General features: G+C 52.3%; 13 protein-coding genes. All 13 read left to right on the top strand.

What is annotated here, in order from left to right:
• Positions 1–23 precede the first annotated feature (23 nt).
• The 13 genes from ndk (at position 24) to M2374_RS07020 (ending at position 23,048) form a co-directional block, all read left to right on the top strand.
• Positions 24–455, top strand: a complete 432-nt coding sequence (gene ndk / locus M2374_RS07080) for a nucleoside-diphosphate kinase (protein WP_044714626.1) — start codon at positions 24–26, stop codon at positions 453–455.
• Between the two features lie 292 nt (positions 456–747).
• Positions 748–1,914, top strand: a complete 1,167-nt coding sequence (locus tag M2374_RS07075) for a bifunctional tRNA (adenosine(37)-C2)-methyltransferase TrmG/ribosomal RNA large subunit methyltransferase RlmN (protein WP_096756171.1) — start codon at positions 748–750, stop codon at positions 1,912–1,914.
• A 283-nt stretch (positions 1,915–2,197) separates the two neighbouring features.
• Positions 2,198–3,199, top strand: coding sequence for a cytoskeleton protein RodZ (gene rodZ, locus M2374_RS07070; RefSeq protein WP_153879848.1), 1,002 nt, complete (start codon positions 2,198–2,200; stop codon positions 3,197–3,199).
• A gap of 26 nt (positions 3,200–3,225) precedes the next feature.
• A complete protein-coding gene (gene ispG, locus M2374_RS07065; protein ID WP_096756173.1) occupies positions 3,226–4,344 on the top strand; it encodes a flavodoxin-dependent (E)-4-hydroxy-3-methylbut-2-enyl-diphosphate synthase in 1,119 nt (372 codons plus the stop codon).
• Positions 4,345–4,454: 110 nt separating this feature from the next.
• The gene (hisS, locus tag M2374_RS07060) at positions 4,455–5,729 is read left to right on the top strand and encodes a histidine--tRNA ligase (RefSeq protein WP_096756174.1); all 1,275 of its coding nucleotides are present in this window, start codon (positions 4,455–4,457) and stop codon (positions 5,727–5,729) included.
• Positions 5,730–5,742: 13 nt separating this feature from the next.
• Complete coding sequence (locus M2374_RS07055; RefSeq protein WP_096756175.1) at positions 5,743–6,363, top strand: YfgM family protein; 621 nt, start codon at positions 5,743–5,745, stop codon at positions 6,361–6,363.
• A gap of 10 nt (positions 6,364–6,373) precedes the next feature.
• Positions 6,374–7,552, top strand: coding sequence for an outer membrane protein assembly factor BamB (gene bamB / locus M2374_RS07050; protein ID WP_096756176.1), 1,179 nt, complete (start codon positions 6,374–6,376; stop codon positions 7,550–7,552).
• A gap of 116 nt (positions 7,553–7,668) precedes the next feature.
• Positions 7,669–9,141, top strand: a complete 1,473-nt coding sequence (gene der, locus M2374_RS07045; protein WP_115257787.1) for a ribosome biogenesis GTPase Der — start codon at positions 7,669–7,671, stop codon at positions 9,139–9,141.
• Positions 9,142–9,437: 296 nt separating this feature from the next.
• Positions 9,438–10,982 carry a peptide MFS transporter gene (locus M2374_RS07040; protein WP_115257788.1) on the top strand — a complete coding sequence of 515 codons (1,545 nt, stop codon included), beginning with the start codon at positions 9,438–9,440 and terminating at the stop codon, positions 10,980–10,982.
• Positions 10,983–11,159: 177 nt separating this feature from the next.
• Entirely contained in the window at positions 11,160–11,381 is a 222-nt protein-coding gene (locus tag M2374_RS07035; protein ID WP_115257789.1) for a zinc ribbon domain-containing protein, read from the top strand.
• Between the two features lie 192 nt (positions 11,382–11,573).
• Positions 11,574–13,766, top strand: a complete 2,193-nt coding sequence (gene sinH / locus M2374_RS07030; protein WP_181688877.1) for an intimin-like inverse autotransporter SinH — start codon at positions 11,574–11,576, stop codon at positions 13,764–13,766.
• Between the two features lie 56 nt (positions 13,767–13,822).
• Positions 13,823–14,788: a SinI family autotransporter-associated protein gene (locus M2374_RS07025; protein ID WP_181688878.1), complete on the top strand. Its 966-nt coding sequence runs from the start codon at positions 13,823–13,825 to the stop codon at positions 14,786–14,788.
• A 109-nt stretch (positions 14,789–14,897) separates the two neighbouring features.
• Positions 14,898–23,048: an adhesion domain-containing protein gene (locus tag M2374_RS07020; protein WP_181688879.1), complete on the top strand. Its 8,151-nt coding sequence runs from the start codon at positions 14,898–14,900 to the stop codon at positions 23,046–23,048.
• The last annotated feature ends 7 nt before the right edge of the window (positions 23,049–23,055 follow it).

Raw genomic sequence — 23,055 nt, 5'->3', positions numbered from 1 at the left:
AAACAATTTTTTCAGAGGTAATCATGGCTATTGAACGTACTTTTTCCATCATCAAACCAAATGCGGTGGCAAAAAACGTTATTGGAAGCATCTTCGCACGCTTTGAATCAGCAGGGTTCAAAATTGTGGGGACTAAAATGCTGCACCTGACCGTTGAACAGGCGCGTGGCTTCTATGCCGAGCACGACGGCAAACCGTTCTTTGATGGCCTGGTTGAATTCATGACCTCTGGTCCGATCGTTGTTTCCGTTCTGGAAAGCGAAAACGCCGTTCAGCGTCACCGCGATCTGCTGGGTGCAACCAACCCGGCGAATGCGCTGGCAGGTACGCTGCGTGCAGATTACGCTGACAGCTTCACCGAGAACGGCACCCACGGTTCCGACTCCGTCGAATCTGCGGCGCGTGAAATCGCCTATTTCTTTGGCGAAGGCGAGGTTTGCCCGCGTACTCGCTGATCTCCTGCGTCTTCCACGTCGCCGATGCGTTGGCTGCGTTCGTTTACCCCGGTCACATAGTTTTCTATGCTCCCGGGGATGCTCGAACTTACCGTCTTCCTGCGACGCGAAATCCTTTGGAGATGAATTAGCATTTACATATTATTTTCGCTAATGCTTCGTGCAAACGTGGCATCCCTGCGCCAGACTTTGTACAATGCAACGCCCCGGAAGAGCAGACCGCTTGCCGGGGCGTTTCTTTTTATCAACCCTCCACGGGCCATAACGTGTAACAACGAGGCCGGAAAAAATTATGTCTGAATTAGTTAACACCTCTGAAGTCGTCATTGCTGCGGTTCCAAATAAAAATGGAAAAATTAACCTGCTGGATCTGAACCGTCAGCAGATGCGCGAATTCTTCAAAGAGATGGGCGAAAAGCCGTTTCGTGCCGATCAGGTCATGAAATGGATGTACCACTATTGCAGCGACAACTTTGATGACATGACTGACATCAACAAAGTGCTGCGCAACAAACTGAAAGACGTCGCTGAAATTCGCGCCCCGGAAGTGGTGGAAGAGCAGCGTTCGTCTGACGGCACCATCAAATGGGCCATTGCCGTTGGCGACCAGCGCGTAGAAACTGTGTATATCCCGGAAGACGATCGCGCCACCCTGTGTGTGTCTTCACAGGTCGGCTGTGCATTAGAGTGTAAATTCTGCTCTACGGCGCAACAGGGCTTTAACCGTAACCTGCGGGTGTCGGAAATCATCGGCCAGGTCTGGCGCGCGGCGAAAATCGTCGGTGCGGTGAAGGCAACGGGCGTGCGTCCTATCACCAACGTGGTCATGATGGGCATGGGCGAACCGTTGTTGAACCTGACCAATGTGGTTCCGGCGATGGAAATCATGCTTGATGACTTCGGTTTTGGGCTGTCAAAACGTCGTGTTACGCTGTCTACTTCCGGCGTGGTCCCTGCACTGGATAAGCTGGGCGACATGATTGACGTTGCGTTGGCGATTTCCCTGCATGCGCCGAACGATGAAATCCGTGACGAAATCGTGCCGATCAACAAGAAGTACAATATTGCTACGTTCCTTGAGTCGGTACGTGGCTACATTTCGAAGTCGAACGCCAACCAGGGCCGCGTCACCATCGAATATGTGATGTTAGATCACATTAACGACGGTACCGAGCACGCACATCAGCTGGCGGAGCTGCTGAAAGATACGCCGTGTAAGATTAACCTGATCCCATGGAACCCGTTCCCGGGCGCGCCGTACGGACGGAGTTCTAACAGCCGTATCGATCGTTTCTCCAAAGTGTTGATGGGCTATGGTTTCACGACCATCGTGCGTAAAACACGCGGCGACGATATTGATGCAGCCTGCGGTCAGCTGGCGGGTGACGTCATTGACCGTACCAAGCGTACTCTGCGCAAGCGCATGCAGGGTGATGCTATCGACATCAAGACCGTTTGATGTTGGTGCACTACGGTATAATTAATGTACCGTAGTGCAATGTAAGTGACATACGGTCATTTGTTATACTCGTCAGGTCAATATTAACGGTGCGTTTTCGTCGACTTTAAGGCAGTATGTAGCGGCCCAACAAGAGTTTAGCCCTCAGGTTTACGCTGTTTTGTCATTGATAGTCTGACCGTTTTATACTGTCTGACCAAGGTTAACTGACCAGATGTTTCGCGGTGTGGGTGAGCATTGTGGCTCACCGGCGCCAGAGCCCATATTTACGCAGCTGTAGCGAATGAATACTGAAGCCACGCACGACAAAAATGAAGCACTCTCCACCGGCGTTCGCCTGCGCAATGCCCGTGAACAACTCGGATTCAGCCAACAGGCCGTCGCGGAACGACTGTGCCTGAAGGTCTCCACGGTACGCGATATTGAAGAAGATAAGGCGCCAGCCGATCTCGCTTCAACGTTTCTGCGCGGGTATATCCGTTCCTATGCGCGTTTGGTGCATATTCCTGAAGAAGAACTGTTGCCAGGGCTGGAAAAACAGGCTCCGATTCGCCCAGCCAAAGTGGCGCCGATGCAGAGTTTCTCGCTCGGTAAGCGCCGCAAAAAGCGTGATGGCTGGTTAATGACCTTTACCTGGCTGGTACTGTTTGTCGTGGTTGGACTTACTGGCGCCTGGTGGTGGCAGAATCATAAAGCGCAGCAGGAAGAGATCACCACGATGGCCGATCAATCCTCCGCTGAGCTAAATGCGGGTAAAGACAGTGCCCAGAGCGTGCCGTTAGATACCAGCGCTGCGGCAAGTCAGGATATGACCCCCGCCGCGCCGGATGATGGCGCGGCGGCAGACGCAGCGTCAGCACCTGACGCTGCCACAGTGCCAGCAGCTGCTGCAGATGCGCAACAGAATGCGGTAGTGGCACCGTCTCAGGCCAACGTAGACACAGCGACAACGGCGCCAACCTCACCGGCTACGGCGGCACCTTTGCCGACCGATCAAGCGGGTGTGACAACACCTGCCGCCGATCCTAACGCGCTGGTGATGAATTTTACCGCCGACTGCTGGCTGGAAGTCAGTGATGCGACCGGTAAAAAACTGTTTAGCGGTATGCAGCGTAAAGATGGCACGTTAAATCTTGTCGGCCAGGCACCGTACAAACTGAAAATTGGTGCACCGGCAGCAGTGCAGATTCAGTTCCAGGGTAAACCTGTCGACCTGAGTCGTTTTATCAGAACTAACCAGGTTGCGCGTCTGACCGTAAATGCCGAACAACCAGCGGCTCAGTAACAGACGGCAATGCGGGAGATTTTTTAATGCATAATCAGGCTCCAATTCAACGTAGAAAATCGACACGCATTTACGTTGGGAATGTGCCGATTGGTGATGGCGCGCCCATCGCCGTACAGTCTATGACCAATACGCGGACCACGGATGTGGCGGCGACGGTCAATCAAATCAAAGCGCTGGAACGCGTTGGGGCTGACATTGTCCGAGTCTCTGTACCGACAATGGATGCTGCAGAAGCGTTCAAGCTTATCAAACAGCAAGTCACAGTCCCGCTGGTTGCCGATATTCACTTTGACTACCGTATCGCGCTGAAAGTAGCGGAGTACGGCGTCGACTGTCTGCGTATCAACCCAGGCAATATCGGTAATGAAGAGCGTATTCGCATGGTGGTGGACTGCGCTCGCGATAACAACATTCCTATCCGCATCGGCGTTAACGCCGGATCGCTGGAAAAAGATCTGCAGGAAAAATACGGCGAACCCACGCCGCAGGCGCTGCTGGAATCAGCTATGCGTCATGTGGATCATCTCGATCGTCTGAACTTCGACCAGTTCAAAGTGAGCGTTAAAGCCTCTGATGTGTTCCTTGCCGTTGAATCTTATCGTCTGTTAGCCAAACAGATCGATCAGCCGCTGCATCTGGGGATCACCGAAGCCGGTGGCGCACGCAGCGGATCGGTGAAGTCCGCGATTGGCCTGGGTTTGCTGTTGTCAGAAGGGATCGGCGATACGCTGCGCGTTTCTCTGGCGGCCGATCCGGTAGAAGAGATCAAAGTAGGCTTCGATATTCTGAAATCGCTGCGCATTCGCGCGCGCGGGATCAACTTTATCGCCTGCCCAACCTGTTCTCGTCAGGAGTTTGACGTCATCGGCACGGTTAACGCGCTGGAGCAACGTCTGGAAGACATCATCACGCCAATGGACGTTTCGATCATCGGCTGTGTGGTAAACGGTCCTGGTGAAGCGTTGGTTTCCACGCTCGGCGTGACGGGTGGCAACAAGAAAAGCGGCCTGTATGAAGACGGTGTACGTAAGGATCGTATCGATAACGACGATATGATTACCCAGCTAGAAGCCCGTATTCGTGCCAAAGCCAGCATCCTGGACGAAGCGCGTCGAATTGACGTGCAGCAGGTTGAAAAATAACAACGTGATGGGAAGCGGCGTGCTTCCCGTGTATGATTGAACCCGCATGGCGCCCGCATTGTTCGGGTTAGCGCTGAGGGTTCATTTTTATATCCATAAAGAGAATAAACGTGGCAAAAAACATTCAAGCCATTCGCGGCATGAACGATTATCTGCCTGGCGAAACCGCCATCTGGCAGCGCATTGAAGGCACTCTTAAAAACGTGCTCGGCAGCTACGGTTACAGTGAAATCCGCTTGCCGATTGTAGAGCAGACCCCGTTATTCAAACGCGCGATCGGTGAAGTGACCGACGTGGTTGAAAAAGAGATGTACACCTTTGAGGACCGTAATGGCGATAGCCTGACTTTGCGTCCTGAAGGAACGGCTGGCTGCGTACGCGCCGGCATCGAACATGGTCTCCTGTACAATCAGGAACAGCGTCTGTGGTATATCGGACCGATGTTCCGCCACGAGCGCCCGCAAAAAGGTCGCTATCGCCAATTCCATCAGCTGGGTGTCGAAGTGTTTGGCCTACAAGGCCCGGACATTGATGCTGAGCTGATTATGCTGACCGCTCGCTGGTGGCGTGCACTGGGTATTTCTCAGCATGTTAGCCTTGAACTGAACTCCATCGGTTCTCTGGAAGCCCGTGCTAACTACCGAGATGCATTGGTGGCGTACCTGGAACAGCATAAAGACAAACTGGACGAAGACTGCAAGCGTCGCATGTATACCAACCCGCTGCGTGTACTCGATTCCAAAAATCCGGAAGTGCAGGCGCTGCTCAACGACGCTCCGGCGCTGGGCGACTACCTGGATGAGGACTCACGCGCGCATTTCGCCGGTCTGTGTACACTGCTGGAGTCAGCAGGTATTGCTTACACCGTTAACCAACGACTGGTTCGTGGTCTCGACTACTACAACCGTACCGTATTTGAGTGGGTCACCAGCAGCCTGGGCTCGCAGGGTACCGTGTGTGCGGGCGGTCGTTATGACGGTCTGGTCGAGCAACTTGGCGGTCGTGCTACGCCAGCGGTTGGCTTCGCGATGGGTCTGGAACGACTTGTTTTGTTAGTTCAGGCAGTTAATCCGGAATTTATTGCTTCTCCTGTTGTCGATATATACCTGATCGCTTCAGGTACAGATACGCAGTCGGCGGCAATGGCGCTGGCTGAACGTCTGCGCGATGAAGTTCCGGGCGTAAAACTGATGACAAACCACGGTGGCGGCAACTTTAAGAAACAGTTTGCTCGCGCCGATAAGTGGGGCGCTCGCGTTGCACTGGTACTGGGTGAGTCCGAAGTGGCTGATGGTACTGTTGTAGTGAAGGATTTGCGCACTGGTGAGCAAACGGCAGTAGCGCAGGATAGCGTTGCCGCGCATTTGCGCACTTTGACTTGCTAAGGAGAAGGACAGCGTGGAAATTTACGAGAACGAAAACGACCAGGTTGATGCGGTAAAACGCTTCTTTGCCGAAAATGGCAAAGCGCTGGTGGTTGGGGTTATTTTAGGGGTTGGCGCACTGGTTGGCTGGCGTTACTGGACCAGCCATCAGACGGAGTCCACACGCTCTGCTTCTCTGGCGTATCAAAATACAGTGACTGCGGTCAGTGCGGGTAAGCAGGACAGCATTCCTGCCGCAGAGAAATTTGCCGCAGAGAACAAAAATACCTACGGCGCGTTAGCGTCGATGGAACTGGCGCAGCAGTTTGTTGATCAAAACGAACTTGAGAAAGCCGCTACCCAGTTGCAACAAGGACTGGCGGCGACCAGCGATGAGAATCTCAAAGCGGTGATTAATCTGCGTCTTGCGCGTGTGCAAGTTCAGCTTAAACAAGCGGATACCGCGCTGAAAACGCTCGACACCATTAAAGGTGAAGGGTGGGCGGCCATTGTCGCCGATCTGCGTGGCGAAGCGTTGCTGAGCAAAGGCGATAAACAAGGCGCGCGTAGCGCATGGGAAGCGGGTGTAAAAAGCGAAGCCTCTCCTGCTCTGAGCGAAATGATGCAGATGAAAATCAATAATTTGTCCATCTGAGAGGGACCCGATGCAATTGCGTAAATTACTTCTGCCAGGGCTGCTTTCCGTTACCCTATTAAGCGGCTGTTCACTGTTTGGTGGCGAAGAAGATGTCGTTAAGATGTCCCCATTACCGGTGGTTGAAAACCAGTTTACTCCGTCTACAGCCTGGAGCACGTCTGTAGGTAACGGTATTGGTGATTTCTATTCCAATCTTCATCCTGCGCTGGCAGATAACGTTGTCTATGCGGCGGATCGTACAGGCGTCGTTAAAGCTCTGAACGCGGATGATGGCAAAGAAGTCTGGTCCGTCAATCTGGCGGAAAAAGACGGCTGGTTCTCTAGAGTCTCTGCACAGCTTTCTGGTGGTGTGACGGTTTCCGGTGGTCACGTCTATATCGGCAGCGAAAAAGCCCAGGTTTATGCGCTTAATACCAGCGACGGTACTATTGCCTGGCAGACTCGTGTTGCCGGTGAAGCGCTGTCTCGCCCGGTGGTGAGTGATGGTGTGGTATTGATTCACACCAGCAACGGTCAACTGCAGGCGTTAAACGAAGCTGACGGTGCCGTCAAATGGACCGTCAACCTGGATATGCCATCGCTTTCGTTACGCGGCGAATCAGCCCCGGCTAGCGCTTTTGGTGCGGCGATTGTCGGCGGTGATAACGGTCGCGTGAGCGCCGTGCTGATGCAACAGGGCCAGATGATTTGGCAGCAACGTATTTCTCAGGCGACCGGTCCAACAGAAATCGATCGTCTGAGTGATGTTGACACCACGCCGGTTATCGTTAATGGCGTTGTGTACGCCCTGGCTTATAATGGTAACCTGACGGCGCTGGATCTGCGCAGCGGCCAGGTTATGTGGAAACGTGAACTCGGCTCGGTGAATGATTTCATCGTCGATGGCAACCGTATCTATCTGGTAGATCAGAATGACCGCGTGCTGGCGTTAACCACTGACGGCGGCGTAACGCTGTGGACGCAGAGCGATCTGCTTCACCGTCTGCTGACGTCTCCGGCGCTGTATAATGGCAATCTGGTTGTTGGCGATAGCGAAGGCTATCTGCACTGGATTAACATTGATGATGGCCGCTTTGTGGCCCAGCAGAAAGTCGACAGCTCCGGTTTCCTGACCGAGCCAGTATCGGCTGATGGTAAACTGCTGATCCAGGCGAAAGACGGTACGCTGTATTCCATTACGCGTTAATCGTCCTGCCGCTCGCTTTGAAAAACGGCTCCTGGTGCAGGGGCCGTTTTCCTGTTTTTAACAATGGCGTAAAAATACGTCCGTTGTCTGATGATTTTTTAAATGAGGCTTTAAACATGGTACCTGTGGTCGCGCTTGTCGGGCGCCCTAACGTTGGCAAATCCACGTTATTTAACCGTCTAACTCGCACCCGAGATGCGCTGGTTGCGGATTTCCCGGGTCTGACTCGTGACCGTAAGTACGGTCGTGCTGAGATTGAAGGACGCGAGTTTATCTGTGTTGATACCGGCGGTATTGATGGCACCGAAGACGGGGTCGAAACCCGCATGGCTGCACAGTCGCTGCTAGCCATCGAAGAAGCGGATGTTGTGCTGTTCATGGTTGATGCGCGTGCTGGCCTGATGCCGGCAGATGAAGCCATCGCCAAACATCTGCGTTCGCGCCAAAAACCGACTTTCCTGGTCGCCAACAAAACTGACGGACTCGATCCGGATCAGGCGGTGGTTGATTTTTATTCGCTGGGGTTAGGTGAAATTCACCCGATCGCAGCTTCTCACGGTCGTGGTGTTCTCAGCCTGCTGGAGCACGTTCTGCTGCCGTGGATGGATGACGTAGCGCCGCAGGAAGAAGTGGATGAAGACGCGGAATACTGGGCGAAGCTGGAAGCCGAAGAAAACGGTGAAGAGGAGCCTGAAGACGACTTCAATCCGCAGGATCTGCCAATCAAACTGGCGATTGTCGGGCGTCCGAACGTCGGTAAGTCCACACTCACTAACCGTATTCTCGGCGAAGACCGCGTGGTGGTTTACGATATGCCGGGAACCACGCGTGACAGTATTTATATCCCGATGGAACGTGACGGTCGCGAATATGTGCTGATCGACACTGCAGGCGTGCGTAAGCGCGGAAAAATTACCGAAGCGGTAGAAAAATTCTCCGTTATCAAGACGCTGCAGGCGATTGAAGACGCCAACGTGGTGATGCTGGTGATTGATGCCCGCGAAGGTATTTCCGATCAGGATCTGTCGCTACTGGGCTTTATTCTCAATAGTGGGCGCTCACTTGTCATCGTCGTCAACAAGTGGGACGGCCTGACCCAGGAAGTGAAAGAGCAGGTTAAAGAGACGCTGGACTTCCGTCTGGGCTTTATCGATTTTGCCCGCGTGCACTTTATCTCTGCGCTGCACGGCAGTGGTGTGGGTAATCTGTTTGAGTCAGTGCGTGAAGCGTATGACAGCTCAACCCGCCGCGTCAGTACCGCGATGCTGACCCGCATCATGACCATGGCGACAGAAGATCACCAGCCGCCGCTGGTGCGCGGTCGTCGTGTGAAGTTGAAATATGCGCATGCTGGTGGCTATAACCCACCAATTGTGGTGATTCACGGCAACCAGGTTAAAGACCTGCCTGATTCCTACAAACGTTATCTTATGAACTACTTCCGTAAGTCGCTGGAAGTGATGGGTACGCCGATCCGTATTCAGTTCAAAGAAGGGGAAAACCCGTATGCGAATAAGCGTAATACGTTGACGCCAACACAAATGCGCAAGCGTAAGCGTTTGATTCAACATATTAAAAAAAGTAAGTAACCCTTGCTGATTATGAAAACCCGCGCTCGTCGCGGGTTTTTTTCGTCTGTTTATAGTCCTGTGTGTCTGTACAATGTCAATGACTATTCTTTTTTGACCAAGTTTAAATCTAAGAAAGTAGACAATTGTCGAATTTTCATCTTAAAGTGCAGGGGTTGGTACTAGACAAAACTGGCTCCAGACCCTCAAATGGCTAATTAACTTTTCGCTACCTGTAAAAAAATCGACCAGATACATAACTGGCCGGCGTACAGCGTGGTGTTTACTCGCACAACACATATCTTTTCAGGAGAATTATGCAACCGTCTACTCAACCACAAGAAAGCCGAACGTTCTTCGGCCATCCCTATCCGCTAGGCTCGCTATTTTTCACGGAGATGTGGGAGCGTTTTTCGTTTTACGGCATCCGTCCGTTACTGATCTTATTTATGGCGGCCACCGTTTATGACGGTGGCATGGGGCTGGCGCGTGAAAATGCCTCTGCGATTGTCGGTATCTTTGCCGGTACCATGTATCTCGCTGCACTGCCGGGGGGCTGGCTGGCGGATAACTGGCTCGGCCAGCAGAAAGCGGTGTGGTATGGCTCTATTCTGATTGCGCTCGGCCACCTGTCGATTGCGCTCTCTGCCATCATGGGTAACAACCTGTTCTTTATCGGCCTAATGTTCATCGTGCTGGGTTCTGGTCTGTTTAAGACCTGTATTTCGGTCATGGTCGGTACGCTGTATAAAAAAGGCGATGCGCGCCGTGATGGCGGTTTCTCGCTGTTCTATATGGGTATCAACATCGGTTCATTCATAGCACCGTTGATCTCAGGCTGGCTGATTAAAACGCATGGCTGGCACTGGGGTTTTGGTATTGGCGGTATCGGGATGCTGGTAGCTTTGATTATCTTCCGTATCTTTGCCGTACCGGCGATGAAACGTTACGATAGCGAAGTGGGGCTGGACTCCACCTGGAACAACCCGGTAGCGAAGAAAAACGGTGTCGGGGCGTGGTTACTCGCGCTGGCTGCGGGTGTGGCCGTCGTTGTTACGCTGATTGCGCAGGGTGTGATTGTGATTAACCCGGTTGCGGTAGCCAGCATGCTGGTGTACGTGATTGCGGCATCCGTCGCCTGTTATTTCATCTACTTGTTTGTCTTTGCGGGCCTGAACCGTAAAGAACGCGCCAGACTGCTGGTCTGCTTTATATTGCTGGTTTCTGCGGCGTTTTTCTGGTCTGCGTTTGAGCAGAAACCGACTTCGTTTAACCTGTTTGCCAACGACTACACTAACCGTATGATCGGGGACTTTGAAATCCCGGCCGTGTGGTTCCAGTCGATTAACGCCCTGTTTATCATCCTGCTTGCGCCGGTATTCAGTTGGGCGTGGCCTAAACTTGCGAGCATGAACATTCGCCCAAGCAGTATCACCAAGTTTGTTATCGGCATTCTCTGTGCGGCGGCAGGCTTTGGCATAATGATGCTGGCGGCGCAGGATGTGCTGACAAATGGCGGCGCGGGCGTTTCTCCATTCTGGCTGGTGGGCAGTATCCTGATGCTGACGCTCGGCGAACTGTGCCTGAGCCCAATTGGTCTGGCGACCATGACGCTGCTGGCGCCAGAAAGAATGCGTGGTCAGATGATGGGGCTGTGGTTCTGTGCAAGCGCGCTGGGTAACCTGGCCGCAGGCCTGATTGGTGGTCACGTGAAGGCTGACCAGTTGGATATGCTGCCAGACCTGTTTGCGCGTTGCTCCATTGCGCTGCTTATCTGCGCCGCGGTCCTGATCGTCCTCATTGTTCCGATCCGCCGTATGCTGGAAAATACCCAGACTAAACCGGCAGCTAACGCGAAGTAATCTCTCCATTTCGCCGGGGTGGCGTTATGCCCCGGCAATCCAGCCCATACCACACCATCCCCTGTTTATCACTACCGCATCTTTGCACCATTTGAGGTGTCCGCATCGGCGTCGGTCTCATTCATTCGGTGAATCGTGTTAAAATCCAGACAGTGAAAATTATCTCAAGGAGTTATCATGTCGGTTACTTGCCCGGATTGTCATACACCAGTAGAGCCACAAAACGGAGCGGCGCACTGCGAAAACTGTCATAAAGATATTCAGCTTGAAGCGCGTTGTCCGGAGTGTCATCAGCAACTCCAGATATTAAAAGCCTGCGGTGCTGTGGACTACTTTTGTCCGCATGGGCATGGACTTATTTCGAAGAAACGCGTCGAATTTTTCATTAATAATAATTAAAAGTAAATTTAGAGTTTCTAATTTGCCTACTTATTTTTATGTCTGATATTATCGATAGTAGGCAATATTTAGAATGTTTATATATTCATTCGCGTAATGAATTGATATTTACATTGTAAGCCGGAGTGAATTTCTCGATATAAAACAATATTATATTTTAGTTATTGCGATAAACTCAAGGATGGTTGTCGTATGGCGCAATGGATGCGCATTCTCATACTCGTGTTACTTTATGGTGGCGTTGTTTCAGCCTCAGGCACCAGTGTATCTCCAGTAGCTGAAAAAGTGAGTGAAACCTCATTACCTGATTTAGCCAGTGACTCAGCGCAAAAAAAAGAACAAGAGAATCTCGGAAAATCATATACAGAAAAAAGCGCTGACTATTTTATTAATTCTGCCACGCAAGGGTTTGATAATCTAGCACCAGAAGCGCTTGAATCTCAGGCCCGTAGCTATTTTCAGGGGCAAATGACTTCGTCTGCACAATCTGGAATTGAATCATTAATGTCGCCCTATGGCAAAGTGCGTACCAGCCTGGCAATTGGTGAAGGGGGGGATCTGGAAGGTAGTTCGCTGGATTATTTTGTTCCCTGGTACGATACCCAAAGCACATTGTTTTTTAGTCAGTTTTCAGCCCAGCGAAAAGAAGATCGTACCATTGGTAACGTGGGGTTCGGCGTGCGTCAGAATGTAGGGGCGTGGTTGCTGGGGAGCAACGTGTTTTATGACTACGACTTTACGCGTGGTCACCGCCGTCTGGGTTTAGGTGGCGAGGCGTGGACCGATTTTCTGCGTTTTTCCGGAAACTATTACCATCCTCTGTCGGACTGGAAAGATTCTGAAGATTTTGAGTTTTACGAAGAACGTCCGGCTCAAGGCTGGGACGTGCGGACAGAGGCGTGGCTACCATTCTATCCGCAGCTTGGCGGCAAACTGATTTATGAGCAGTATTATGGTGATGAGGTCGCGCTGTTCGGGACAGATAACCTGCAAAAAAATCCGCACGCTGTGACCGTTGGAATGAGTTACACACCGGTTCCTTTACTTACGCTGGCGGCAGATTATAAGGCTGGTACGGGAGACAATACTGACTTAAGCGTAACGGCATCAATGACCTACCAGTTTGGTACCCCGCTGGCAGCACAGCTTGATCCCGAAAATGTGAAAACCCAACACTCGTTGGCTGGAAGCCGCACCGATTTTGTCGATCGTAATAACTTTATCGTTCTGGAATACCGCGAAAAGGATCCGCTGGATGTCACTCTGTGGCTGAAAGCCGATGAAACCAACGAAAACCCAGAATGTGTCATTCAGGACAAACCGGAAGCCGGTATTGGCCTGGAGAAATGTAAATGGACGATCAACGCGCTCATTAACCATCGCTATAAAATTATTACAGCCTCATGGCAGGCGAAAAACAACGCCAACCGCACGCTGGTGATGCCGGTGGTAAAAGCGAACATGCTCACAGAAGGTAACAATAACCGCTGGAATTTGGTGCTACCAGCGTGGATCAATGCCAGCACAGAAGAAGAACGCACGACGTTGAATACCTGGAAAGTCCGCATTACCCTGGAAGATGATAAGGGGAACAAACAGAACTCGGGCATTGCGGAAATTACCGTGCAGCAGGACCGCCGGATTGAGCTGGTTGTCGATAATATCGCTGATGCTGATCGTACCGATCACAGCCACGCTGCCAGTGCACAGGCTGATGGTGCTGATGGCGTGGTGCTGGACGTGCTGTTAACCGATTCGAATGGTGATACCACCGACCGTAATGGCAACGAGCTGGTTGATGACGTAATGACCCCTGAGCTGTACGACAGCAATGATAAAAAAGTCGCGCTGTCGACGACGGCGTGTACTGTAGAAAACCCCTGTGTATTTATCGCTAATCGAGACAAAACGGCGGGTACGGTTACGTTGTCGAGTACGTTGCCGGGAACCTACCGCTGGAAAGCAAATACGGATGTTTATGGCGACAGTAACTATGTTGACGTTACCTTCCTGGGAAGTGACTCCGGTGGTGTCAGCGGTATCATCTATCAAGTAAAAGCCGCACAGCCGGTCAATTTGATGGGCAAAGAACAACAACACCCCACGCTCAATAATACCTACCGCTTCGTGCTTTGGCGTGATGCCAACAGCGATAGCGTATTCCAGATGTCAGAGCAGCTGACGGAAGAAGAAATGGCGCAGTATGACTACCAGTGGGAGTTCACTGGGCAGAGCACGCATGGGCATACCGGCGCCGAGTCAAATACCACCAATGAAGATCTAGTTCTTCCTGCAACCAACAAAGAGGCCGCGCAGAAATTTGGCGCGAATGTCCAGGATGGCGTTCAGGGATACGGCATACGGGTTTCGTATAGCCAGAAATAGCACAGCGTAGTGGCTGAGCGGCCAATCGCTGAAACATAAAGAAAAGGAGAGTCTTAATGCAGCAAATCGTAAAACGTCGACTAACTAAGGTCGCTCTGGCACTGGTAGTCGCAGGATATTGTTCCGTTCCGGCTATGGCGGCAAATGGCAATCTTAAGAGTGGACAATGGCAGATTGTTTCCGACAGCACGGGGACGATTCAGGGGACTGTACCGTGGATCACTCGCGCGGCAGATAAAACTACAGATACCGACAAAGATCATGTGACAGTCACCGTCGAACGCGCTAGTCGTACGGTCATCAGCGAAGGTGACAAGCAGTTCCACGTGGGCGATAAGGTGACGCTCAACTGGGCGATTGGCGATACGGAAGGTGACCTTGACGCCAACAATACCGCCACCAAAGCGACAATGGTTTGGGTGCGTTCTAAGAACCAGGATGGTTCGGATGCGGAAGAAATTAGCGGAACAACCGGGCAGGATAGCTACACCATTCAGGCCGATGATGCCGACTATTATCTCGGTATCAAAATGACACCAACCACTACCACCGGGGATCCCAACGTTGCCACCGTACTGCTGCTCGGTGACCTTTCTACCAACGCGGGCGGCGGTGCGGACGATGATGATATTCCGGAAGGTCCAGTGGTTGATGAAAACGTGAAAGTGGTGGTTTACGAGTCAGGTTCGACGACTAACCTGTTGGGTACGGCGACTACGCTTAAAACCAATACCACCTATAAAGTTCTGCTGTGGAAAGATAAAAACAGTAACGGCACCTACGATACCGGTGAAGACGTTACCAGCGATTACAACTACCGCTGGAAATTTACCGGCAACAGTAAGCAACTGGGCGCGGCGGGCGGTCTTGTCAGCAGTACCTATAACAACACCGATCTGGTGGTTCCGGTTACCAATGCCGAAGCGAAGAGTGCCTTCGACAACGGCGAAAGCGGTGGTGTTACCCTTGGCAACGATGGCGTGCAGGGTTACGGACTGTCTATCGATTATCAACGCAAATAATACTTACCCGACCATCCCTGCAAAGGGATGGTCTTTTCCGCGTCTTTTGCTTAGCTAACGGTTAAGCAAAAGATGTTGAATACAGAGCAAATACAGGTGGATATAGCTTATGGATGGCAGTCTGCGCAGGGAAGGGATTTCCCACTTTTTATTGATCATGCTGTTAATGTTCAGCAGTTTTTCTGCGCCAGTGTCCGGTGCGTTGAAAAGCGGTACCTGGCAGGAAGTGAACACCTCAACCGATGCAATCAACGGTACTGTGCCGCTGGCCGACGGTGTCACGATCCCTGTCTATCAGGGCAGTATTCAGCTCAAGTCAGATGAAACCAACACCATTAATTTTAGTGCTATGCCGCGTGACTTCAACACCGACGATACGGCTAGCGCGCTGCAGCTCGTTAATCCTCTGGATACCGAAGGCGATATTTTTGCGGTACCGCCTGTTCGTTGGGAAGAGAAAACGCCGAACGTTGCCCTAACCTGGGCCGATGCTGCGACTCCGGATGAGCCACTCAATCCGCAGCCTGTCGCCAATCAAACATTCTGTGCGCAGAATATGGCCGGGAAAAACTATGTAATCTGGCCGAAAATTGAGAACGATGATTCATCCACGCCGGCTGTTTTATATCTGCAAACGATCACGGGTACCCCCTTCAGCAATGCCACCAGCCTGCTAGAGCAGAAAATTCCGGTAACGATTACCGCCGCGGCTGGCGATCCAGTGAAGGTAACGGCGGATAATTACAACGAAACGCTGAAAGCTGCAAAGGTGAATGTGGGCGGGAGCATTACGCTGGCGGTCACCACGCATGACTGTCAGGGTAATGCTGTAGGTAATACGGCATTTGTAATCACCCGTGGCGATGCACTGAACCGCCAGAATACCGTGAATAATACTGCACCCGTGCATGTTGGCGACACCGAACTGACCACCACGACAACGGAATATCACGGCACCACTGATGCTAATGGTAACGCCAGCGTTGTAATCACGCAGGCGAATGGCCCTGGTGTCAAAACTCCGCTGACGGTTTCTCCGGCCAATGCCACCACGTTGAAAGCTAGCGTTGATGTGATTTTCACCACACTAACCAGCCCGGATAGCACCAATGCCAATATGTGGGGGCATATGGCGGAAACCTCCAGCGCGGATGTGGAAGGTGAAACCTATACCTTCACTCGACCGAAGCTCGCGGCAGAAGCAGAAGGTACAAGCGGGACCGTGAGTGAAAATAACGAGACTTGGGCGCTATTTAACTGGAGTGGTGCCGATGAACACTGTGACATTTTACCCGATGCGCGTCAGTTAATGGGGTTGAAAATTGCTCGCGGCGATCTGGCGAACCAGTTGGGTTGGCCGGTGGCGGGTACCAATGAGTATTGGTCATCGTCGGCAGGGACGCTGGCGACGAATCACTTAGGTGTCAATATGTTCAGCCGTCGTGTTGTTGAAGAACCCGATACGACAACATCGGTGGTGAGCTGTGTCGATAAAGCATCGCCGGACGTGACGCCTGCGTTGACGTTGACGCTGGATAATATGGATAGCAGTCTGAATGCTGCAAAGGTGCCGGTGGGGGACTCTATCAGTATGAGGATCACCATTACCGATAAAGAGACCGGTTCAGCACTGCCTTATCGCTATTTTGATCTGTTTGTCGGTGATGAGCAGAACCGTAAGGGGCAAACCAATACCGAGGCTCAGGCTGAAGGGGCTAAATACGGTTGGGATGACAATCCGGTGCTGGTGGGCATTGAAGGTTCCGGTACGCCGAATCATTACCATGGTATTACCGACGCCAACGGCCAGTTGTCGTTGGAGTTAACGCAGAACAACGGTGCAGGCGTTCTGACACCGCTGCGTGTGGTACTGGCGGATGGCACCGAATCCACGGCTAACGTCATCTTTACTGTAGTAACGAGTCCGGATGTTACGCAGGCACGCATGTGGGGTCATATGCAGGGCGTTGTTGAGGCGGGTAATATCTACAAACGACCACTGCTAGCGGGTGAGGCAACGGCAAATACCAGTTCAACCGTTGAGAATCATGAGGACTGGGCGACTTTTAATTCCGTCACTGCGGCGACCGCGCAGTGTGGTGTAGGGCAAGTGCCGGGGCAGGTGATTCTGGATGCGCTCTATTCGGCCCACTCTGGCAACGCCATGCTGACCAATTATGGTTGGCCAACTGCCAGCCATAGCTATATTTCCGCCGATACCGACGGTACTCAGACTGCGCACGTCAATCTCGCGAACGGCACCGATGCGATGTTTAGCGGTACAGAACCCAACTATCTCAGCTGCTCTGGCAACGAACTGGTTACACAGCTAGACGTGTCGATGAATGGTGATGCCAATCTACGTCAGGCGGTGGCGAAGGTGGGTGAGCAGATAACCATGACGGTGCACTCGGTCAATGCGCTGAACGGGCTGGTTGTCCCTAATGCGGCGTTTACCATCACGATGGCACACGGTAAAAACCGTAGCGGACTGACTGCAGGTTATATCGATGCAACTGATGGTACGTTGGTGATGGGCGGCGAGTCTTTTGGCTCATCTCAGGCCTCTATGACGTATCAGGGAATGACTGATGACAGCGGTAACGCGACGCTTATCATCGAGCAACCGCAGGGAGTTGGGTTACTGACTCAACTGAGCATTGTCCCCGTCAATTCGCTCATCACAACGCCGATAGCGCGTAGTGTGAAGTTTACGGTATCGACCAGCCCGGACACGGCAAATGCGGAAATGTGGGGCCACATGGCGGATACGGTGACCGCAGATGGCCTGACATTTGAGCGGCCTAAGCTGGCAACAGAGGTCACTGCAACGCGAACTCAGGAGGAAGATAACGAAACGTGGGCGCGCATCACGCATACCGATGCGGCGGGCAGTACCGGGGCTGGTGGATGTGCGGCAAACCGCTTGCCTCGCGCCGATCAACTCAGTGCGCTGTATAACGCCAACAGCAGTGGATCTATGCACAATGTCCAAGGCTGGCCGGTGGCTCAATCATACTGGTCGGCGACGTTTGCCAGTGAGACCACGTGGAAAATGATGTCGCTAGCCAGTGGCGCAGAAAGTACCGGCGGTAACGCCTCTGTCTATACCAGCTGTCTTGCCAGTGATAACCCCGTTGCCTCCACTATTACCATTGAGGCGGTAACCCCTGCGCAGTGGAGCGATGTTGTGCAGGCGGCTAAGGTGAAAAAGGGCGATACGCTGGCGCTTAAGGTGACGGTAAAAGATGCCAGCGGTAATCCGTTGCCTGGCGTGCCGTTTGTGTTGAGTCGCGGTGATGGATATACGCGCCAGGGTAGCAAACATATTGCCGGTAGCGGTGATGGTATTGTGTCACCCGTGGTGATTGATGGTGAATCACTGAATGATACGGTGACAAAAATTGGCGGCATTACTGGCGATGATGGTAGCAAAACGGTTAGCGTTACCCGTCCGGATACCCATGGCACCAAAGTCGCGATAACCGCCATGTTGTATGACAACGCCAGTGTGAGCGACAGTCTGGACACCATCTTCACCGTGGTATCCAGCCCGGATAGCGATAAAGCCGCTATGTGGGGGCATATGCCGGAAACCGTCACGGCGGCGAACGGTGCAGTATTTAAGCGACCACTGTTGTTGGCTGAAATTGCCAGCGGCGTTACCGCAGGTAGCGTAACTGAAAATAATGAAGCTTGGGGAACTGTAGATTTCCACTCGATTTCTACTGCTTGTGGTGCGGCTTATGTTCCGACACTGGCAGATCTGCAGTCGCTATATTCGGGGTGGCCGAGCGGAGCGATGAATACACAGCAGGGCTGGCCGCTGGATGGAAAAAACTACCAAAACAGCACCGCCGATCTCAGCCGCGCAACGGATAATCGCTATGTTAAATCGCTCAACCTGCGCGATAACGGCATCACGTCGCAATTGTGGAGCGAAAAGCTCTATTTCTCCTGTTTGCAGAGTGCGCATTCTACGGCAACGCATCTGACGTTGACCTCAACGCTCTATAAAGAGAGCGACAGCTTCGCCAAAGCGAAAGTAGGTGAAACCATCCCGATTGTTATTACCACCCTCGACGACAGCGGTAATCCGGTGGGCAATACGCCGGTTATCTTTACACGTGGTGACAGCGTGGGGCGCAGTAATCAGGACGTTAACGCGACTGAAGCCGCAGCTATTCAGATTAACCAGGGCACTGGCATTGATAGCGGCGTTGAGTACTACACGGCCACCGGCGGCGACGGTACAGTGACGCTGAGTATTAACCAAGACGGTGGCGCGGGATTCAGTACGCCATTACAGGCATCGATTGAGAATATCACCAACACCAGTCAGTCTTTATCAGCGATTTTTACCGTAGTGACCAGCCCGGATACGGCAAAAGCCAACTATTGGGGGCATATGGCCGAAACGGTGACTGACAGTGCAGGGTTGGTGTATAAACGCCCACTGTTGTCGAGCGAGTTTAGCGCTACACCGGGTAAAACGGTGACTATCGTCAATGGCAGTTATGATAAAGGTGAAACGTGGGGAATGCTCACCGCCACTGAGGCTTGGAAAGGTACTAACGGTTGCGGACGTAGCAATTTGCCAATCACGGCGAATTTGCAGACGCTGTACACCCGCTATCCTGACGGAGCAATGCGTACTATCAACGGTTGGCCGATGAGCAATAACGGCGCCGTCAGCGATAGTCAGTACTGGTGGTCTGGTGATTCTGTGTTGTCTGAGGACGCTAGCCAGTTACAGTATGCGGCAGTCAATCTATTGAGTGCTGCGGATATTAAATCCACAACCAGTACATCAACCTATTACATGCAAACCTGTCTTGCCTCACCGCGCCAGCTTGCCAGCAAGCTAACGCTGACGCTTGCCAATGAAGATGAAACGACAGGCATCGCGAAAGCGAAAAAAGGCGAGAAGATTGCCGCGACTGTTATGGTTACCGATACAACCGGACTACCGGTGAGCAATGCGTTGGTGAAGATTACCCGTAGTGATGCCAAAACCCGTGCGAACGTGATTTATACCACTAACAACGCAGACGATATCACACTGAGTGATATTTCTTCAGGCCAGGTCAGCACACTGCTGGATACTAAAGAAAAATACCTTTACGTACAGACAGATGCCCAAGGACTCATGACGTTTAACATTACGCAGGATAGCACTACTGGTCTGCAAACAACCATTAGTGCGACGCTGGCGGATGACAGTAAGGTAACGGACAGTAAAAATGCCATTTTCACGGTAATTACTAGCCCGGATACCAGCATCGCGAAATATTGGGGTCATATGCCCGAGACGTTTACCAACAGTAAAAACGTTGAATTTAAACGTCCGCTGCTGCGAGCAGAGCTCTCGTCGACAAGCAACACGACAGCATACTCGCTGACCGGGGACGGAGAAGTCTGGTACTCAACAACGAACATGGCGTATTTAGTACAGTGCGATCAGATGAGCACCGCCTCAGCGAGCGATCTGGCGACGCTGCAAAGCGACCACCCGAACGGTGGTTTAATGACACAGTTTGGTTTGCCGGTAAGCAGCACTTCGCTGCCGTGGATGGCTGGCAATTTGATTGTTAATGCTGCCCATACCGGCGTAATCTCGCAAAGCGTTAACTTGTTCTCGGGTGAAAATACACAAGCGAGTTCTCAGGCGACCTTGCAACTGTGCCGTGTGGAGCCAAGAACGCTGAATATTACGCTAACCTCCAGTTTGCCATGGGATGCGAACAAAGCGGGATACCTGGCGAAAAAAGGTGAGAAAATCCCACTGACAATTAGCATCACCGATAATGCTGGGCAGCCTCAGGTGGGTGTGAGTATTAAATTTTACCGTGGGCTTTCAAATTTTCGAAATGCACCAGGTTCCTCCACAAACGATACGCTTGCGGAATCCTACACACTTTTAGAACCGGTTTCGCCAGCGTCGGATGCTGTGACGCAAAAATACAATTTGTCACCGACATACTGGTATGGCACGACTGACAGTAACGGTAAAGTTCAGCTCAATGTGAGCCAGGATAGTACGACGGGGTTGAAAACCGAATTCTATGCAGTGATTGTGGACAACAATGTCTCGACCGAGGGTGTTGGCGGTATCTTTACCGTCTTGACCAGCCCGGACGTCGATACGGCTTTCCGCTGGGGCCATATGCCGGAGACGGTTGAAGGGCCGGACGGCGTCACCTATACGCGTCCAAAATTACAGTCAGAAGTTCCATCAGGCGTAGGCTTCTATAATAAAAACAATGAATATTGGGCGCATCCAACGGCTGTTCAAGCTCAAACGGCAGGGGCAACGGGCTGTGATCCTACCTACCAACCGCTGCTGAGCGATTTGCAGGCGCTGTATAATAAATACCCGAACACTGAACTGGAAACTACCTATGGCTGGCCACTGTCGTCGGGCAGAAACTGGTGGGCAGTAGACTTATCCAGTACAGGCCAATATCAAAGCCTTAATTTAAGCACGGGTACGAGTAATGCCACGACGTCGTCGACCACGATGCAGATGCAAGCCTGCCGAACGACGCCTCATGCGCCGCAACCGGCAACGATTGAACTGACATCCAGTGTTTTCGATGAAGCGGGTCAGTACGTTAAGGTGAAAAAAGGCGAAATCATCCCGCTGACCGTCACGGTGAAAGATGTGAATGGCAGCCCAGCCGCGAATGCCGCCTTTACCATTTCGCGTAGCGACGGCATATCGCGCAGTGGCCTGGTGAAGACCACCGATAACAAAGGGGCGACGGACGATCTTGCGCTAGAGGAACTGACGCCAACACCTGCGACCACGGTGCTGGGCACTAAGGCCAGCACCTATAGCGGCGTGACGGGGGCCGACGGCACCGCCACATTTAGTTTGAGTCAGGATGATGCTATGGGGCTTAAGACCACGATTACGGCGAAATTAGGGACTTATCCAACGCCAACCTCCGCGCTGGATGCGATATTTACTGTCGTGACCAGCCCGGATACCGATAAAGCCGCGTACTGGGGCCATATGCCAGAAACCGCGACCAACAGTGCAGGTGTTGCCTTCCGACGCCCGCTGCTCGCCGCTGAAATGGCATCGTACAGCAGCACGTATACTTATAACAACGAAGTCTGGCCTCTGGTCACCGCCGGAAATACGGATATCGCAGGTGCGACAGGCTGCGATAAGGCGTATCAACCGCTGAAGAGTGACATGGAAACGTTATTTATCGATAACCTTAGCGTTTCAGGTGGTGTCGGTACCGTTTACGGCTGGCCTAGTGGCTCCAATGAACCCTGGTGGGCCGGAGATAAACAGGCAAATACCGGAAACTACCAATATATTATGCTGAGCACTGGCGGTGGTGGATCTACCAGTTCATCAAGTACCAAAGGTGCGCAGGTTTGTCTGGTTGAACCTCGAATTACTGCGGCAGCTATTACGCTGACCTCGACAGCGATGGATACGGCGAAGGCGTCGGCGGTAGCGGAGAAAGGCAAGACTATCCCGCTGACCGTCACGGTAAAAGATACCAGCGGTAATCCAGTCGCTAATGCCAGCTTTACTCTCTCACGAGGCGATTCGACAAACCGGGCGGGCGTGGTAATAACCGATGGTGACGTTGAGGCGGAGATGGGGGCGGATGATTTAATTCTTCAGGAAGTCATGCCATCGAGTTCGACCATTGATATGAGTACCACTGCCAGTGTCTTTAGCGGGACGACCGGCTCTGATGGCACGGCAACCTTTACGCTGGCGCAAAATAAGAGTTTGGGTTTGAAAACGGCGCTAACGGCAGCGTTGCCCAATAACGCTCAGGCGAGCGCTACGCTCGATAATATTTTTACGGTGTTAACGAGCCCGGATACGAATAAAGCGCAATTCTGGGGGCATATGAAGGAGACCATGACCTTGAATGGCAAGACTATCCAGCGCCCACTGTTGCTGGCGGAACTTCCTTCTGGCGTTACACCGCCGCTTCATATCATGATGAATAATGAGGATTGGACGATGGCGCACACGATTGATTCCAGCACCTGGGATCTGGCTGCCCAGTGCGGTAGTTTACAGAAAGCACCGACTGCGGATGATCTGGAAGCGTTGTATTCCGTTTTCAATAAGACCGGATGGCCAACAACGTCCAGCTACAGCTATTTGTCTCAAACAAAAGGGACCAAAAATTACTGTGCCTTTAACCTGTCAGCTGGCGGTGAAAACTGCACTATCGATGCGGGTAAAACGGCAGGGTTCGCGACCTGTGCGCAGTAGCTCTCCG

The sequence above is a fragment of the Citrobacter sp. JUb117 genome, assembly GCF_024809055.1.
Taxonomy (GTDB): Bacteria; Pseudomonadota; Gammaproteobacteria; order Enterobacterales; family Enterobacteriaceae; genus Citrobacter; species Citrobacter gillenii.
The sequence above is the reverse complement of the archived record's forward strand: the minus strand, read 5'-3'. Positions and strand labels throughout refer to the sequence as shown.